The sequence below is a fragment of the Cognatiluteimonas profundi genome (assembly GCF_009792795.1).
Taxonomy (GTDB): Bacteria; Pseudomonadota; Gammaproteobacteria; order Xanthomonadales; family Xanthomonadaceae; genus Cognatiluteimonas; species Cognatiluteimonas profundi.
The window spans coordinates 297609-313613 of the sequence record NZ_VKHQ01000005.1 but is presented as its reverse complement, the minus strand read 5'-3'; the positions used below and the strand labels follow the sequence as shown (position 1 = coordinate 313613).

General features: G+C 62.9%; 15 protein-coding genes. 5 read left to right on the top strand and 10 right to left on the bottom strand.

Annotated features, from left to right (window positions below; all coding sequences use genetic code 11):
• Positions 1–47 precede the first annotated feature (47 nt).
• Genes GST15_RS11290 through GST15_RS11280 form a run of 3 tightly spaced genes read left to right on the top strand, consistent with a single transcriptional unit; the run spans position 48 to position 5600 of the window.
• A complete protein-coding gene (locus GST15_RS11290) occupies positions 48–1238 on the top strand; it encodes a cystathionine gamma-synthase (protein ID WP_159017383.1) in 1191 nt (396 codons plus the stop codon).
• On the top strand, positions 1204–2190 hold the full coding sequence (locus GST15_RS11285; RefSeq protein ID WP_325064775.1) for a sulfotransferase family protein: 987 nt from the start codon (positions 1204–1206) through the stop codon (positions 2188–2190). The genes GST15_RS11290 and GST15_RS11285 overlap by 35 nt, the downstream gene beginning before the upstream one ends.
• Before the next feature lie 32 nt (positions 2191–2222).
• Positions 2223–5600, top strand: a complete 3378-nt coding sequence (locus GST15_RS11280; RefSeq protein WP_159017381.1) for a glycosyltransferase — start codon at positions 2223–2225, stop codon at positions 5598–5600.
• Between the two features lie 6 nt (positions 5601–5606).
• Here GST15_RS11280 and GST15_RS11275 read toward each other — a convergent pair whose 3' ends face one another.
• Positions 5607–6659 (bottom strand): ABC transporter ATP-binding protein, encoded by a 1053-nt coding sequence (locus tag GST15_RS11275; RefSeq protein ID WP_159017380.1) that lies wholly within the window; start codon positions 6657–6659, stop codon positions 5607–5609.
• A gap of 2 nt (positions 6660–6661) precedes the next feature.
• Positions 6662–7450: an ABC transporter permease gene (locus tag GST15_RS11270; RefSeq protein WP_159017379.1), complete on the bottom strand. Its 789-nt coding sequence runs from the start codon at positions 7448–7450 to the stop codon at positions 6662–6664.
• A 265-nt stretch (positions 7451–7715) separates the two neighbouring features.
• Here GST15_RS11270 and GST15_RS11265 point away from each other — a divergent pair, with 265 nt between their 5' ends.
• Both GST15_RS11265 and GST15_RS11260 read left to right on the top strand, forming a co-directional pair.
• Positions 7716–8177, top strand: coding sequence for a hypothetical protein (locus GST15_RS11265; RefSeq protein WP_159017378.1), 462 nt, complete (start codon positions 7716–7718; stop codon positions 8175–8177).
• Between the two features lie 70 nt (positions 8178–8247).
• Positions 8248–9702 (top strand): hypothetical protein, encoded by a 1455-nt coding sequence (locus tag GST15_RS11260; protein ID WP_159017377.1) that lies wholly within the window; start codon positions 8248–8250, stop codon positions 9700–9702.
• 8 nt (positions 9703–9710) lie between these two features.
• Here the strand turns inward: GST15_RS11260 and rffA are convergent, their stop codons facing one another.
• The 8 genes from rffA to GST15_RS11220 are packed head-to-tail and all read right to left on the bottom strand — an operon-like array spanning position 9711 to position 15942.
• Positions 9711–10838 carry a dTDP-4-amino-4,6-dideoxygalactose transaminase gene (gene rffA, locus GST15_RS11255; RefSeq protein WP_159017376.1) on the bottom strand — a complete coding sequence of 376 codons (1128 nt, stop codon included), beginning with the start codon at positions 10836–10838 and terminating at the stop codon, positions 9711–9713.
• Positions 10835–11707 (bottom strand): class I SAM-dependent methyltransferase, encoded by an 873-nt coding sequence (locus GST15_RS11250; RefSeq protein ID WP_199268764.1) that lies wholly within the window; start codon positions 11705–11707, stop codon positions 10835–10837. Before GST15_RS11250 ends, rffA begins: the two co-directional genes overlap by 4 nt.
• Positions 11704–12054 (bottom strand): DMT family transporter, encoded by a 351-nt coding sequence (locus GST15_RS11245; RefSeq protein ID WP_233263164.1) that lies wholly within the window; start codon positions 12052–12054, stop codon positions 11704–11706. Before GST15_RS11245 ends, GST15_RS11250 begins: the two co-directional genes overlap by 4 nt.
• 44 nt (positions 12055–12098) lie before the next feature.
• On the bottom strand, positions 12099–13013 hold the full coding sequence (locus GST15_RS11240; protein ID WP_159017375.1) for a glycoside hydrolase family protein: 915 nt from the start codon (positions 13011–13013) through the stop codon (positions 12099–12101).
• 3 nt (positions 13014–13016) lie between these two features.
• Positions 13017–13685 carry an acetyltransferase gene (locus GST15_RS11235; RefSeq protein WP_159017374.1) on the bottom strand — a complete coding sequence of 223 codons (669 nt, stop codon included), beginning with the start codon at positions 13683–13685 and terminating at the stop codon, positions 13017–13019.
• Positions 13675–14316: a class I SAM-dependent methyltransferase gene (locus GST15_RS11230; protein WP_159017373.1), complete on the bottom strand. Its 642-nt coding sequence runs from the start codon at positions 14314–14316 to the stop codon at positions 13675–13677. Before GST15_RS11230 ends, GST15_RS11235 begins: the two co-directional genes overlap by 11 nt.
• Positions 14306–15238, bottom strand: a complete 933-nt coding sequence (locus tag GST15_RS11225) for a glycosyltransferase family 2 protein (protein WP_159017372.1) — start codon at positions 15236–15238, stop codon at positions 14306–14308. Before GST15_RS11225 ends, GST15_RS11230 begins: the two co-directional genes overlap by 11 nt.
• A 5-nt stretch (positions 15239–15243) precedes the next feature.
• Complete coding sequence (locus GST15_RS11220) at positions 15244–15942, bottom strand: WbqC family protein (RefSeq protein WP_159017371.1); 699 nt, start codon at positions 15940–15942, stop codon at positions 15244–15246.
• Between the last annotated feature and the right edge of the window lie 63 nt (positions 15943–16005).

Sequence of the window (16005 nt, the reverse complement as noted above, 5' to 3'; positions counted from 1 at the left end):
GGACCCGAATGGTAGAATCGTCGGCTGCCGCTTCCAGGGTGATTGACATGAATGACAACAACATTGGCGCCTCCGGCCGGGCGCGTCCGCAGCCCGGTACGCTCGCCATCCATGGCGGCCAGTCGCCCGATCCCAGTACCGGCGCGGTGATGGTTCCGATCTACGCCACCAGCACCTATGCCCAGTCGAGTCCGGGCGTGCACCAGGGTTTCGAGTATTCGCGCACCCACAACCCGACGCGCTTCGCCTACGAGCGCTGTGTCGCCGAACTGGAACACGGCACCCGCGGCTTCGCATTCGCGTCCGGGCTGGCGGCGACCTCGACGCTGCTGGAATTGCTGGACAGCGGCGACCATGTCGTGGCGATGGACGACGTCTACGGTGGCAGCTACCGCTTGTTCGAGCGCGTGCGCCGACGCAGCGCTGGGCTTGATTTCAGCTTCGTCGACCTCACCGACCCGGTGGCCTTCGAAGCATCGATCAAGCCGAACACCAGGCTCGTGTGGATCGAGACCCCGACCAATCCGACGCTGAAGATCGTCGACATCGCCGCCATCGCGGCGATCGCGCACAAGCGCGGCCTGCTGGTCGTCGTCGACAACACCTTCGCCTCGCCGATCCTCCAGCGCCCGCTGGAACAAGGCGCCGACCTGGTCGTGCATTCGGCCACCAAGTACCTCAATGGCCACTCGGACATGGTCGGCGGCATGGTCGTTGTCGGCGACAACGCCGAGCTGGCCGAACAGATGGCCTTCCTGCAGAACTCGATCGGCGCGATCCAGGGCCCGTTCGACAGCTTCCTCGCCCTGCGCGGACTCAAGACCCTGCACCTGCGCATGCGCGCGCATTGCGACAACGCGCACGCGCTGGCCGAAGTCCTCGTCGCGCATCCGGCGATCGAGAAGGTGACCTATCCCGGTTTGCCCTCCCATCCGCAGCACGCGCTTGCCGCGCGGCAGATGGATGGTTTCGGCGGCATCGTGTCGATCTGGATCAAGGGCGGTTTCGATGCGGCCCGGCGGTTCTGCGAACGTACGGAACTGTTCACGCTCGCCGAGTCGCTGGGCGGCGTGGAAAGCCTGGTCAACCATCCCGCGGTGATGACGCACGCGTCGATCCCCGTGGAGCGGCGCAAGGCCCTGGGCATCGATGACAACCTGGTGCGGTTGAGCGTGGGTGTCGAGGCGTTGCAGGATTTGCTCGATGATGTCCAGGGCGCATTGCGGACAGGACAGTAGCGCCAAGGCAAGGATGCCAATGCCAGTCATGAAAGTCGTCCGCCCCATTTTCATTGTTGGTGCGCCCAGGTCGGGCACATCGATCACGACGTGGGCGCTGGGCCAGCATCCCAATATCCAGCCCATGCCGGAAACGGCCTGGATCTCGAGTCTTGGTGTGGGCGCGTACCTGTCCTACCTGAAAGGATCCGAGCGCGGGCAGCTGTCGCACCTGTCCAACGTCGAGTTCCCGCTGGCGTCATTCATGACGCGCATCGGCAGTGCGGTCGATGCCATCGTGCATGACGTATTCGCCGAGCGGCGCCTGCGCCTGCATGGGCCATCCATCGCCGATCCGAACTGGGCGCCGGCCGGGAAAGTCGCGGAGAGTCCGATGCAGATCCAGCGCAGGGCGAGCGATCCCAAGCGCCGCTGGGTCGACGGCACGCCGCTCAACACGTTTTTCATCTGGGCGCTGGCCGAGATGTTTCCGGATGCGCAGTTCATCCACAACCTGCGACGACCGGACGAAGTGGCGACATCGCTGGAGTCGTTCGACACGGTGGGGGCGGAGCCACAGGCGCTGGACCAGGGCTTGGAAACCTGGATCGCGCATACGGAAAACGCGTGGTATGCCGAGCGCGGTCTCGGGAGCGGCCGTGTGTTCCGGCTCGCTTTTGGCCGGATTGCCCAGCAGCCCGAAGCGTTGTTCATGGACTTGTGCTCGTTCCTCGGCGAGCCGTATTCGCCCGACTGCCTGTTGCCGCTTTGCCGGAAACTGAACTCCTCGCGGGTCGATGACAAGCGGGAGCAAAACCTGGAGTTGTTGCGCGAATCGCCGACGTTCCTGCGAGCCCAGGCTGTCCATGACCTTGTCGATCGACAACCAGCTGGCGAGCAGCCGGACGCCGAGGCATGGCAGGTCGTCCACGAGCGGTTCCTCGATTACTGCCGGGACCGTTCGATCATCTGAAATTTGTCGCGGCACCGCGCGTTGGAGTGGAATTGGACCGCAAGGCAATACTGATCCTGGGCATGCACCGCGCCGGCACCTCGGCGCTGGCGCGCGTGTGCTCCCTGCGCGGGGCCACGCTGCCCGAGCACGTGCTGCCTCCAAACCAGGGTAATGCGAGCGGCTACTGGGAACCCCAGGCTGTTGTCGCGCTCAACACGCGCATCCTGGCGTCCTTCGATCTGACCTGGGACGATCCGTGGGCAGGGAGGGGACTGCCCGGTCTCAAGGAATTTCCGATGGAGTTCCTCGACCAGGCGCGGGAACTGATCGTTCGGGAATATGGCGACTCGCCGTTATTCGTCATGAAGGATCCCCGCTGCACGTTGCTGCGGGACTTCTGGTTCGACGTCATCCAGTCGCTCGGGATCACCGCCTGCCCGGTGGTGGTGATGCGGCCCTGGGATGAGGTAGTCGCATCGCTCGTTCGTCGCGATGGCACAAGTCCTGAAAGCGCAGCGCTGCTGTACGTCGCCCATGGTCTCGCCGCCTCGTGCGCGACCCGCTACAAGGCCTCGTTCGCGACATACGGGCAACTAACCGCGGATTGGCGCGCGACCACCGACCGCATTGCCGTCGAGCAGGGATTCACCTGGCCCGCGGGAATCGAGGCGGGGCCGGAAGTCGAGGCCTATCTTCGCCCGTCATGTTCTGAAGGTAGCCCGGCGTCACTGCCCGCGCCGCTCGCCGCTTGGGCCGATGCGGTCTGGCGCTGGTCGTCGACCGTGGCCGACGGAGGTGCAGAGGAAAGTTCGACGCTTGATGCGGTTCGCGGCGAATTCGAACGATATGGCGATCTGCTCGCGCCGCTCCTGAGGGATCGTGCGCGCCTGCAGCGCAAGACTGAAGCCCAACGCGATGAAGCCATGGTCGAGCGTGATTCGGCCCTGCGCGTGTATCGGGACACCGACGCGCGATTGCATTCGACGCAGGCCGAGTTCGAGAAGCTGCAATCCGAGATGGATGCCAGGCTGAGCCAGACACAATCGGATTATGTCGAACGCGACCAGGAGGCCACCTCGCTCCGCGTCGCGCTTGATGCCGCGCAGGACCAGGCGCGACAACTGCAGCACGAGGCGCGACAACTGCAGCACGAGCTGTCCATCACGCTCGGCAGCCGCAGCTGGAAATTGACCAGGCCACTGCGCTTTGCGGTGCGCCAGTTGCGACGGCTTTCGCCCGGGAACGCAGGTGAAGCCCACGCCAGTCGGTCGGTCCAGTCCCCGTCGATTGGCGACGCGCCGCGGCGCACAGGTTCGCTGCATCATTCGCACCCGCGGTTGCGCGAATTCCTCGTGTCGGAGTTCGGCCAGTCCACGGCGGCCGATGTCATTCGCCGCATCGACCGCTACCGGCTGCCGATCCCGCGCCACGAAGCGCAGGCGACAACGCGCGTGGACTGCAGCGAAGCCGAGGCGCTCGAATGGGCTCGCGCGATCGCTCTGCGCGCGGCCGGCCGCGACGCACGGCAGGCTCCGCCCGATGTCTCGATCGTGGTTCCGGTCTACAACCAACTGCCGTTCACCCTGGCCTGCATCGACGCGCTGCTGAACCACGACAGCCGATACAGCTTCGAAGTCCTGGTCGGCGATGACGGTTCGACGGATGCCACGGCGGAAGCCTTGTCGGTTGCCATTCCCGGCGTCCGCCACATCCGGCATGCCAGCAACCTGGGCTTCGTCCGCAACTGCAACGAAACCGCGCGGCAGGCATCCGGGCGATATGTTCTGTTCCTCAACAACGATACGCAGGTCCTTCCGCACTGGCTGGATGAGCTGATCGACGTACTCGAGGCCGACCCGGGTATCGGCTTGGCCGGATCCAAGCTCATCTACGCCGATGGGCTGCTGCAGGAGTGTGGCGCGATCGTGTGGCGCGATGGTTCGGCCTGGAACCACGGGCGCCTGGCCGATCCGCGCCGCCCGGAGTTCTGCTACCTGCGCGACGCGGACTATGTGTCCGGTGCATCGATCGCCCTGCGGCGCTCGCTGTGGGAAGAGCTGGGCGGATTCGACGAGCTGTTCGTACCCGCCTACGCGGAAGACGCCGACCTTGCATTCCGCGTTCGCGATCGTGGGCTGCGGACCGTCGTGCAACCGCTGTCCCAGGTCATCCACTTCGAGGGGATCACGTCGGGAACCGATCTCGGCACCGGTGCCAAGGCCTATCAGGTGGACAACCTGAAGAAGCTCAAGGTGCGATGGGCCCACGTGCTTGCCACGCATCGCGACAATGCCGACCAGCCGGAGCTGGAAAAGGAACGTGCGGTCGGCAAGCGTGCCTTGTTCATCGACCACTGCACGCCAACGCCCAACGAGGACGCGGGGTCGGTGGTCGCGACCGAAGTCATGCGGATCTTCGCCGACTGCGGCTACAAGGTCACCTTCATTCCCGAGGACAACTTCGCGCACGTCGGCGCCCCCACGGCAGACCTGCAGCGTCGCGGAATCGAGGCCATCTACCATCCGGCGTATTCGCGGATGGCGACCTTCCTGGCCCAGCGCAAAGACCGTTTCGACGTGATCTTCCTGCACCGGTTCGGCGTGGGGAAGGCCCATCTCGAAGCGCTGCGCCGCAACTATCCCGATGCAAAGATCATCTTCCTCAACGCGGACATGCACCATGTGCGCGAAATGCGCGAGGCTGAACTCAGCGGCGACGGCGAGGCGAAGGCCGGTGCGCTGCGCACGCGCGAGCTGGAGTTGAAGGTCGCCGCGCAGGCCGACGTGACGCTGGTGCACTCGGATTACGAGCGCGACCTGCTGCAACGCGAACTGCCTGGCGCCAACGTGGTGCTGTTCCCGCTGGTCCATGATCCGCTTGACGAGGTTCCGCCGTTATCGGCGCGCGATGGCGTGTGCTTCGTGGGTGGATTCCGCCATCCGCCCAATGCCGACGGCATCCGCTGGTTCGTGGAGACAGCCTGGCCTTTGGTGCTGGCGCAAGTACCGGATGCGCAGCTGTACATCGTCGGGAGCCACATGCCGCCGGAAGTGCGCGCGCTCGGTGAAGTGGCTGGGGTGCGCTCGATCGGATTCGTCGAGGATCTCGATCCGTTCATGGCCCGTCGCCGGATCACCGTGGCGCCGCTGCGCTATGGCGCCGGGGCAAAGGGCAAGGTCGCCGGCAGCCTGGCGCAGGGTGTGCCGGTCGTCTGTACGCCGATCGCGGCCGAGGGCATGCAACTGGAGCCGGGGGCGAACGTCCTGGTCGGAACGACGCCTGAGGAACTGGCCCGCCACGTGGTCGAGCTGCTTGCCAGTGACGACGAGTGGCGGCGCCTGTCCGTCGCCGGGGTTGGTTACGCGCGCGACGTCACGTCCCGGGTCATGGCCCGTCGCCGGCTGCAAGCGATCCTTCAGGAGTTGTGAGCGGCTTCAGCCGGCGCTGCGGTAGTCGGCTTCCAGCGGAATGCTGTGCCGGCTGACCGGCTCATCGCGGGTCGGGTCGGAAATCTCGAAGGCCATGCCGGGGCGCACCCAATCCGCCAGCGGCCATGCGCCGCATCGCTGCATGGTGGCGCGCAGGACGTGTCGTGCGGACTCGCTCGGACGCACGCAGAGTTGCAGGCCATCGGTTTCGCCAGACAGATGCCACAACAGGTGTGGCGTCGGCATTTCCGCCGTGGCCGGGGCCAGCCACAAGCCGCGTCCCGACCGCACCTGGGCGAGGACATTGGGTTCAAGCCCGAAGGTCGAAACGGCGGCCTCGTATTCGTCGATGACATCCAGCCCACCCGCCATGCGAACGGCGCCATGTTCCAGCCAGATGGCCTTGTTGGCGATCCGGCGCAGCAGGGTGGCGCTATGCGAGGCGACGACAATGATCGTCGATGCATGCAGGAAGTCGTTCATGCGCGCGATGATCTTTTCCTGGAACCCTGCGTCCCCGGCGCCGATCCATTCGTCCATCACGAGGATGTCATTGGTGAACGCGGTGGTGGCGGCGAATGCCAGCCGCATCGCCATGCCTTGCGAATACGTATGCAAGGGCATGTCAAGGTAAGGGCCAAGGCCGGTGAATTCGGCGATCTCGGGAAGGGCCGCGTCGATCTGCGCCAGCGTCCGACCCGACATCAGCCCCTTCAGCACCAGGTTGCGGTAGCCGGTTGCCTCCTGGCGGAAGCCGAGGGACATGTTGAAGATGCCCGAGACGCTGCCGCTGGTGCGGACATGACCCGTAGTGGGATGGTAGATGCCGGCGAGCACGCGCAGCAGCGTCGACTTGCCCGAGCCGTTGTGTCCGACCATGGCCAGGCGGTCGCCCGGGCCAAGGTCGAACGAGACGCCTTCGAGTGCCCGCACGTAAGTCCGGCGGCCCTGCGAATGGATCCGGCCACCCAAGGGCTGCGCCCCAGGCACGGATGCCTGGCCATGGCCGCGCACCGACAGCGGGAAATCGACCATCACGTCCCGGACGTTGAGGTACATGCTCAGACCCAGTGGGGGATGCGGCGGCGGGTGAGGTGATAGACCGCGACGCCAGCGATGATGCCGACCGCATTGATCGCCAGGACGATCAGCCAGCTGTCGACCGGCACACGGTTGTACATCAATGGATCACGGACGATCGCCAGGAAATGCGACAGCGGATTCAGGTGGGCGATCATGGCCAGCTTGCCGCTGCTCGCCGGCATCCAGAGGATCGGCGTCACGAAGAACATCAGGCGCATGCCCGTCTGCACCGCGTGGTAGAAGTCGCGATAACGCGCGCACAGCGGCGCGAGGATTGCCGCGAGCCACAGCGATGCCACCAGGTAGATTCCAAGAGCCGGCAACGCCCAGAGCATCGTCGGTGCCCAGGGTGTCGGCTTCCAGTAGAGCGCGGCCAACATCACCAGCAGGACGAGCGAGAAGATCATCCAGTTGCGCAGCACGGCCTGCAGCAGGAACACCGGATACGGCGTCGAGGTCCCCAGGATCCACGGGCGCGAATGCATGTAGGCCGTGCAGGCGTCCACGATCATCGCGTTGATGTAGGTCCACAGGCCGAAACCGAGCGTCACGAACAGGCCGAACTCAGCGGCCGGCGCGGCCGTGAGCTGCCCGAACACCATGACTTTCACGCCAACGAACAGCGCGAATGAGAAGACGATCCAGGTCAGGCCGAAGAACGTCCGCCGATAGCGGTCGCGGAGATCCTCGAGGGCCAGGTTGTACCAGAGGGTGGAGAGGCGAAACGACCTCGACCAATCGTGCAGCGAGGCATTGAGCGAGCCCATCAGATCACGGGCCAAGGGTAGGGGGTCAATTTGGCCACTGGTTCGAAATCGCCGGGAAAGACGCTGTTGGCAGGTAGTCTAGCATCGGTCCCCACAGCGCCTGCGGCTGCGCGGTTCCACGTCAGCGACCATCGAATGAGCTTGAGCACGGATGTGCCCTGCCGCCAATGATGTATCGGTGCCAGCCCATCCCGGCGATTGCCTGGAAGCCATGCTTTCCCGGACAATGAAGTGCCCGGGCATTCCGGCCACTTGGAGTGAACGCATGATGAAGGTCGCCGCGGGCTTGTTGGTTGGTTTGACCGTCATCGTTGCGGGTTGCAGTGACCGCAGCCAGACCGAATCGCCCAAAACGGAGGCGTCGACCAAGGCGCTCGTGGCCCAACCTGAGCGGTTCGAGCAAGGCCATGTCGTGACAGCGAAGGATTTCGCGGGTGACGGCGTCACGTTGAAAATCCATCCCAATCCATTCCGCAGCTGTGACTTTCCGAAAGGCGGCGCGGTGGTAACGATCGAGTACGACGCCAGGCCGGCGGGCATCAAGCACACCCAGGCATGGTTCGAACAGGCCAATGGCAAACAGGTGCTATGGGGCCAGGCGCCCGCATACATGCCACCAAACCAGACGGGCAACTGGGTGCATGAGGGCATGAAGTTGCTGCTGGTCGACGTCGACACGCGACAGCTCATCGCGGTCCGCACCGTCCATGCTGCGGCGTGCCAGTAGGTTCCTCGGGGAATCGAAACCCCCTGAGCCCCCAACGGGTCCGTACGACGGAATAGCCTTGACCGGGACGATGGATCGACGCGCCACGATCGCGGCAAGCGTCGGCTGGCTGCTGTTTTTCGCGATCGTTGCGAACGTGCTCCTTTTCACCGCCAAAAGCGCCAATCCGCTCGTCATCAGTGACGCCTGGCACTACCTGGCAAGCTTCGTCGAGAAGGCGTCGCGGGGAATGCTCGGGCCAAGTGATTTCTTTGCCAAGCGCACGGCGATCGATCATTCGCTGCCGCTCCACAAGTTGCTGCTCCTGATCAATTATCGGTACTTCCACCTCGATTTCCGGCTTGACGCCTTCGTGGGCCTCGGTTTTGCAATCGCGACGCTGTTGCTGCTTCGCGGTGTGTTGCGACAGTCGGTAGGGGAGGCGTTCTACACCGCCCCGGCACAAGTCGGCTTCATCGCGCTCAGCGCCGTCTATCTGTCGCTCAATGCCAGTGTCATTTACGAGTGGCCCCTGCTTACGATGGGTTTTTCGACGCTGTTCTTCAGTTTCCTGCTGTTCGCGTGTTCCTGGCAGGCGTGTTCGCGCGGGCGCTATGGCGCCCTGCTTCTTGCCTCTGCGGCCTGCCTGATCGTCGCCGACGATGGCGGGATCATTGCGATCATCGCGGCGAGCGGGGCATTGGTGCTGCTGGCGGCGATGGGATGCAATCGCCGGAGCGCGCTGGTGGCCATCGTCGTTCTTGCGGTTTCGATAGTGGGCTACAAGGTCGCATACCAGTTGTTGGCGCCACCGTACCAACCCGTGCCGCTGGCTCCGAATCTGGAGGCGATTCTCTCCAGCCCTGCGCTGATGTCGCGACTGACGGATTGGATCCGGATTCCGCTTTCGATGTCGGTGCTGCAGGCGTCGCAGTCCCAAGCCATTTTCGGCGGACAGGGTCACCGCGTCGAGATCGCCCTCGCGGCGTCCATTGCCATTGCCCATCTGTTGTTCTGGTGGCAGTTGTTGCGCAAGCCGCCATCGATGGCGGGCCACGTCGCCGCCTGCGCAATGTTTCTTTTCTACGGGCTGTGTTGTGGGGTACTCATCGCCCGCGTCCCCGCACTTGGTGACATCGCTTTCCGCCAGCCGCGGTACGTCATCTTCTACCAGCTCAACATCGTTGCCCTGATGATGCTGGCAGTGCAGTCGTTCGCCGGCGCGCGTCAGCATCGCCAGGCCAGGGTGATGGCGATTGGCCTGCTCGCGGCAAGTCTGGTACTGGTGCTGATCCAGGTGCCATTGATCAGGAACGGCTGGAAGCGGCAGCCATTCGCGCACCATTACGTCGTCCAGTTGGCTGCGCAAATGGATGCGCTGGCCAATGATCCCGGCGCCGTCCCGGCGCACTGCCTGCCGCAGTTGACGATCTGCGGCATGCCTGAAGCGAAGCGAGCCGAGTTGATGGCCTTACTGCGGAACGAGCACCTGAACCTGTTTTCGCCCGACTTTCGTGCCACGCACGGGCTGCCCGCCACTCGTTGACTGCAGCGTCAATCCAGGGCTGCGGTCGCCATGTCCTGGATGAAGTCCATGTGCTCTTCCATTCCAAGCCACATCGGAAGGCGGACCAGCCGGTCGCTGAGGTCGCAGGTCACCGGCAAAGTGCCTGCCGCCCTGCCGTATTTCCTTCCGGCTGGAGAGGAATGCAGGGGAATGTAATGAAAAACCGCACCAACCTCGTGCTGCTTGAGGCGTTCGATGAAGCGCGTACGCACCTCGATCGACGGCAGCAGCAGGTAATACATGTGGGCGTTGTGCTCGCATGTCGCCGGTACGATGGGACGCCGCAAACGGCCGTCTTGCTCGAGCGGCTTCGCCCATGCGTGATAGCGGTCCCACAGCGCGAGCCGCCTACGGGTGATCGATTCCGCCTCCTCGAGTTGCGCGGCCAGGAACGCGGAGACGATTTCGCCTGGAAGGTAGGAAGATCCCACGTCGACCCAGGTGTACTTGTCGACCTGCCCGCGAAAGAATCGACTGCGATTGGTGCCTTTTTCGCGAATGATCTCCGCGCGTTCCGACAGTGCCGCGTCGTTGACAAGCAGCGCCCCGCCCTCGCCGGAGATCACGTTCTTCGTTTCGTGGAAGCTCAGGGCACCGAGCAGCCCCATGCTTCCCAGCGGCCGGCCCTTGTACCTGGACATCAAACCCTGTGCGGCATCCTCGATCACGTCCAAGCCATGCCTGTTCGCAATGTCGAGGATGGCATCCATCTCGCAGGACACGCCTGCGTAATGAACCACGCAGATCGCCTTGGTGCGCGACGTGATCGCCGCTTCGATCACGGCCTCATCGATGTTGAGCGTGTCTTGGCGGATGTCGACGAACACCGGGACCGCACCACGCAGCACGAATGCATTCGCGGTGGAAACGAAGGTGAACGACGGCATGATCACTTCGTCACCTGGCTGCAGGTCAAGCAGCAGCGCCGCAATCTCCAATGCGGCCGTGCAGGACTGCGTCAGCAGCGCCTTGCTCGCGCCGGTGTTCCGTTCCAACCACTGATGGCAGCGCATCGTGAAGGGGCCATCGCCCGAGAGATGCGAATTGGCATGGGCCTGCGAGATATACGTCAGCTCGCGTCCGGTCATGAAAGGTCTGTTGAAGGGAACTCTCACGTCGTCTTCTCCGCGCAAACCAGGCGAGTGCCGCCAAAGGGAAATCGCACGCCCAGCCGGATGAGGAGTCGTTCCACCTGCATGACGCCATACAGGCAGGCATTGGCGATGGCCGGCAACTTCAATTCGCCCGCCGGATCGCCGCCATTGTCGCGCGTCCGACTGCTCAACCGTGACATCGCGAGCAAGGGCAGCAAGATGGTCACGAAAGACGAGCTGAAGACCACGCGCATTCCGGCTTGCTCAAGCAGCCGTTCCATTTGTCCGCGTTCGTATCGCCGAACGTGGCAGGCGTAGTCATCGGAACGACTCCACAGCCAGGGGTGCTGGGGTACGGTGATGATCACCCCGCCGCCGGGAACCAGCGCCGCATGGATCGCCTTCAGGACGGCCACGTGGTCCTCGATATGCTCGATGACGTCGAATGCACCGATGAGGTCGAACTCCTCGCGGTAGGGGATCTGCCTGGCGTCCATTTGCATGAGCTCGGCATTGGGTACACGCCGGGCGGCGTAGGTGAGACCTTCGACGAACAGCTCGCTGCCTGACAGGGTCATGCCAGGGAACGCCTGACCGACACCCATCAGGACGTAACCCGTGCCACAGCCGATTTCGAGGAAATTGCGGCAGCGTGGAAAGTACCTGCCGATCGCGTCGATCACGAGCTGGCTGCGGGCGCGGAACCAGAAGTTCCGCGACTCCAGCCGCGCAAGTTCATCGAAGTATTCGGGGCGGAAGCCTTCGCCACTACTCGCCATCGTCGGCGCATGGTGGGCAATTCCGTCGCGCACGCTCGGCCCATGGCCGCAGGCCGGGCAGGCCGCGACAGTGGTCGGAAAAGTCGTTCCGCAGTGCAGGCAGGCCTTCAACCTTGGCTGCCGACATAGATGCCGGCGACGATCAGCGCCAGCCCCGCTAGTTTGAGCGGCGTGACCGGCTCATGGAACGCAGCTGCGCTGCCGATCACCACCAGCACAAACGTGAATGCCGTGATGGGGTAGGCGTGGCTGAGCGGCAGCTTCGTCATTGCCAGCATCCAGGTGAGCGACGCCAGGAAAGCCGCGGCGAATGCGGACAGGATCCACGGATTGAGCAGCAGCCGCAGCAGGAAGCCCAGCTTGGCCTCATTGGCTGCGGGCAGCGCGCCCGCCCGGAGCACCTGCCACTTGACGATGAATTGCCCGCAGACTGTCAGCAGGACGGTCGCGAACACCATGCAATAAGCAATCCAGTTCCGCATCGTGGTGCCTGAAGAAAGGGTCATGATTCCTGGACCGCAACGCCAATTCCACTGCGTCCGTATCCATTTCCGTTGTAAAGCATATATCGCCGGCCGCGGTGGTCGAATACGAATGGGTAACAGACCATTTCGCTGTCCCATCCCTCCGCCGACACGTCCACCCCTGCTTGGTCATCCAGTCGCCGCCATGCAAGGCCATCGGGCGATTCCGCGTATCCGATGCGATACGTCGTCACCTCATCGCAGCCGCGGTACGAGTACCACATCCGGTAACAGTCGGGATCCCGCAGCACGAATGGTTTGGACAGCGCGTATTCGTTTCGATGCGACAAGCCGACGACCACCCTTCCATCCCTGCGCCAGCGCAGCCCGTCCCGCGATTCTGCGTACTTGATGACGTGCTGCATGCTCTCCGGTTCGCTTCCCCATCGCAGATTGGAGCCGTACCACATGCGCCACCGGCCACCCTCGTGCAGCAGGCTGGGGTACGAGATGGAGAAAGGGTCCTGGCGGCTGCGATCGAGCAATGGCGCCGGGGAATAACGCTCGAAGCGCCCGGTTTTCGGGTCTTCGATCGCAAGGCCGATCGTGTTAAGCCATGGAACCGTCACCTTGAGGTTCCAGCCGAGGTAGTACAACCGCAGTCGTCCAGCCACTCGTACTACATGCCCCACGGCGCAACCGCTGTCGTCGAATGCGCCGGGCGGGCCTGGGGCAAGCACAGGCTCGTTGCTCAGCCCGCCCAGCGCGAAATCACGCTCCAGGTCCGCGTCGATACTCGCCACGTGCGAGCGTTGTGCTGCGTCACGGCAAGTGAAATAGATGCGCAGAACACCCGGCTCCAGCCATACCCCGAACGGATTGGCCGCATGCGACTTCATCCAGGGGATGCCGCCATCCGGTGCAAACAGCCAGCCGAGCTTCTTCCATCGCATCGGCTACTTGTCCGGGCCCGGCTTCGGCTTGTCGGAAGCAGTGGTCGCGTTGCCGACGTAAACCGTGCCTGGTTCTGTCGAGCCAAGGATCAGCGAGCCCGCGCCGATGAGGCAGCGATCGCCAATGCGCACGTGGTCGCGCACCGTCGTGTTGACGCCGATGAAGCAGTTTCTGCCAACTTCAACGCCGCCGGAGATCACCACGTGTGACGTAATGAAGCAGTTGTCGCCAATCGTGCTGTGGTGGCCGATGTGGTTTCCACTCCAGAGGGTGACATTGTCACCGATAGTGACGAATGGCTGGATGGTGTTGTCCTCGAGCAGGAAGCAATTCCTGCCGACAGGAGTGCCCTCGAAGATCGTCAGGCGCGTACTGATGTAGCTTGCCAAGGCATATCCCTTGGCGTCGGCCTCAGTGCATTTCGCTTCACGGACGGTATTGCGCTTGGCGTAGCTCAGCGCCACGAACATGTCGTACTGATCGGGCGGAAATCGATGCTCGACCTCGTCAAAGGGAACCAGCGGCAAGCCCTGGAATGTTTCTGACTTCGCATAGTCGCGGTCGACGGTGAATGCGGCGACTTCGCGATCGCTGTCATGCGTGAAGTAGAACCACGCCAGCTGGGCGATGTCGCCAGCACCAAAAATGACTATTTTTCTGTCACTCGCCATGTTGCTCCTTGCGAACGAGGATCGTGAACTCATACAGCCCATACCCATGAAGCAAGGTAACGTGGCGCGATAACCGCATGCAATGGTCGAACAAGATCCGCGGGTCGGCGTAATACAGGTAGTCGCGTTTCCTGTCGGCGTCGGAATATGACGTCAGGCAGTTGAATGCAAATCCCCTGCCGCTCGCGTCCGACATGGCCTCGACGCAACCGAATATGTACTCGAGCCATTCCCGGTCGGGGATTTGCTGCCGGACATTGAAGATCCCACTGGCGACGACATAGTCGGACGACACCGGGCGGTTGCTGCAATCAAAGCGGCAGTGCTCAACCCCGGCGTGCTGATTCCGTGCGTGCTCAATCATGTCAGCCGAGATGTCAACGCCTCTATATTCGAATCGCGGGTGCTGGCCGGCGAGAAAATCGTAATAGCTGCCGTAACCGCAACCGAAGTCGCAAATACTGAATTGCTGCCCCGGAAGCAGCGACGAAAGCTGCATGAAGCGAAGGTGTTGCGATTCAATCGAATTCCAATCGACACCCTTGGGAGTTGGTCCATGGACCCGGACCTTTTCCGAGTAATAGGCGTCGACGCCGGCCAGAATGCGATCGCCCCTGGTGCTATCGATCATTGCCTCGTCCCTCGTAGATTTCGCGGACGGTCGCGTACGGACGTTGCTTAACCTCGATGAAGATCTTCGAGAGGTAGATTCCAATGACGCCAAGGAAGAAAATGATCAGGCCGCCAAGCAACCAGATCGAGGCGATCAGCGAAGCCCATCCGCTGGGAGCTGTCCCCCTGACCAGGCCGACGTAGATCAGATAGAGCGTGTAGGCGCCAGCGCCGAGCGACAAGATAGTGCCGATGGTGAAGATCATTGCCAGTGGCTTGCTGCTGAAGGCGACGATCGAATTGACCAGGAGCGAGAGTTTCCGCGCGAAATGATAGGTCGTCTCGCCTTTGTATCCCTTGATGAATTCAAAGGGAACCTGCTTGTAACCGGTATCCTGCCAGAGCCCGGCCATGAAGACTTCACGCTCGCCATATTTGCCAAGGCTGTCCACGTATCGACGCGTCATCAGGCGGACGGTTGAAATGTTGCGCGGGACGGCGATGCCCCCCAGTCCATGCAGCAGGCTGTAAAAGGCCCAGCCACTGAATCGCTCCCAGACTCCACCCTTGCGGGCCTTCATCCGGCCATAGACGACGTCCGCATCAGGGTTTACGGCAAGCGTCGACAGGAAGTCGGCCAGCAGCTCCGGCGGCTCCTCGAGGTCGAGGTCGATCAGGAAAACCAGCGCGCCGCTGGAATGCTGCAGGCCGATCATCATTGCCCGGTGGTGACCGAAGTTGCGCGAAAGATCGACGACGCGCACCTGTGGGTGCAGGTCCGCCAGCGACTTCGCCATTGCCAGCGACAGATCTGGCGAGCCATCGTTGACCAGCACGATTTCGAATTCCAGGCCGGTTGCGCTGGCGGCTGCAATCGCGCGCGCGACGAACTCCTCCAGGTACGACTGCGCGTGGAACATGGTGCCAACAATCGACAGCATGCGAGTTACTCGAACGTCTTCATGAAGTTGGCGGCACCGGGGCCTGCGCTGAACAGCAGGTCGAGCGCGCTCACCGCGTGCTCGAAAGGTGGATGTGGCTGTGCGTATTCTGGATAGCCCGTGTAGTCGGCAAAGGCAACCTGCACACCAGCACTCTCGAAAAGATGTACATCCATGTAGTCCTTCGCCGCAGGTCCCGACAGGTAGCGGTCCGCCCCGGCGGCTTGGCAGATGGACAGCAGGCGTTCCGTCTTTCCTTGCTGTTGCTGGTAGTCCATTGACCAGGTCAGGGTGGTGCGGATCTCCAGCATCCTGCACATCACACGGATCAATTCGTAGTTGATGCGGCTGAGCGAGGTCTCCCGAGCACACCTCGCGTAGGCATCCTCGATCTCCGCTCGGTAGTCGGCGAAGAACGGCGTCTTGCCATAGGCGTGCTGCAGGGTGCGCCAGTGAGTCTCCACCCAATCATGCCCAACGACCTGCGCATCACAGATGCGCTGGTCGAACTTTCCCTTCACCTCCACCGGAATGCTGAGCCAGAGCAGGCCGTTCGGTGTCTTGATCCTGTTGCGGCTCCGCCAGTCGCGTTTGGTGTATTGCATGTCGTCGTAGAGGATGAATTCATCCACCGACCGAATCAGGTCAAAATAGCCTTTCCACGGGATATACGACGATTGAACGATTGCTACGCGCTTCGGCATGGTATCTGGGCTGCAGGTGGCGGCTGTGTGTACTTCACGGGCGCCCGGGAAAGTGCCCAATTG

What these genes read in the sequence shown, in the direction of transcription:
- GST15_RS11290 (WP_159017383.1), top strand. Translation starts at nt 48, where the DNA reads ATGAATGACAACAACATTGGCGCCTCCGGCCGGGCGCGTCCGCAGCCC.
- GST15_RS11285 (WP_325064775.1), top strand. Translation starts at nt 1,204, where the DNA reads ATGATGTCCAGGGCGCATTGCGGACAGGACAGTAGCGCCAAGGCAAGG.
- GST15_RS11275 (WP_159017380.1), bottom strand. Translation starts at nt 6,659, where the DNA reads ATGTACCTCAACGTCCGGGACGTGATGGTCGATTTCCCGCTGTCGGTG.
- GST15_RS11270 (WP_159017379.1), bottom strand. Translation starts at nt 7,450, where the DNA reads ATGGGCTCGCTCAATGCCTCGCTGCACGATTGGTCGAGGTCGTTTCGC.
- GST15_RS11265 (WP_159017378.1), top strand. Translation starts at nt 7,716, where the DNA reads ATGATGAAGGTCGCCGCGGGCTTGTTGGTTGGTTTGACCGTCATCGTT.
- GST15_RS11260 (WP_159017377.1), top strand. Translation starts at nt 8,248, where the DNA reads ATGGATCGACGCGCCACGATCGCGGCAAGCGTCGGCTGGCTGCTGTTT.
- GST15_RS11245 (WP_233263164.1), bottom strand. Translation starts at nt 12,054, where the DNA reads ATGGTGTTCGCGACCGTCCTGCTGACAGTCTGCGGGCAATTCATCGTC.
- GST15_RS11240 (WP_159017375.1), bottom strand. Translation starts at nt 13,013, where the DNA reads ATGCGATGGAAGAAGCTCGGCTGGCTGTTTGCACCGGATGGCGGCATC.
- GST15_RS11235 (WP_159017374.1), bottom strand. Translation starts at nt 13,685, where the DNA reads ATGGCGAGTGACAGAAAAATAGTCATTTTTGGTGCTGGCGACATCGCC.
- GST15_RS11230 (WP_159017373.1), bottom strand. Translation starts at nt 14,316, where the DNA reads ATGATCGATAGCACCAGGGGCGATCGCATTCTGGCCGGCGTCGACGCC.
- GST15_RS11225 (WP_159017372.1), bottom strand. Translation starts at nt 15,238, where the DNA reads ATGCTGTCGATTGTTGGCACCATGTTCCACGCGCAGTCGTACCTGGAG.
- GST15_RS11220 (WP_159017371.1), bottom strand. Translation starts at nt 15,942, where the DNA reads ATGCCGAAGCGCGTAGCAATCGTTCAATCGTCGTATATCCCGTGGAAA.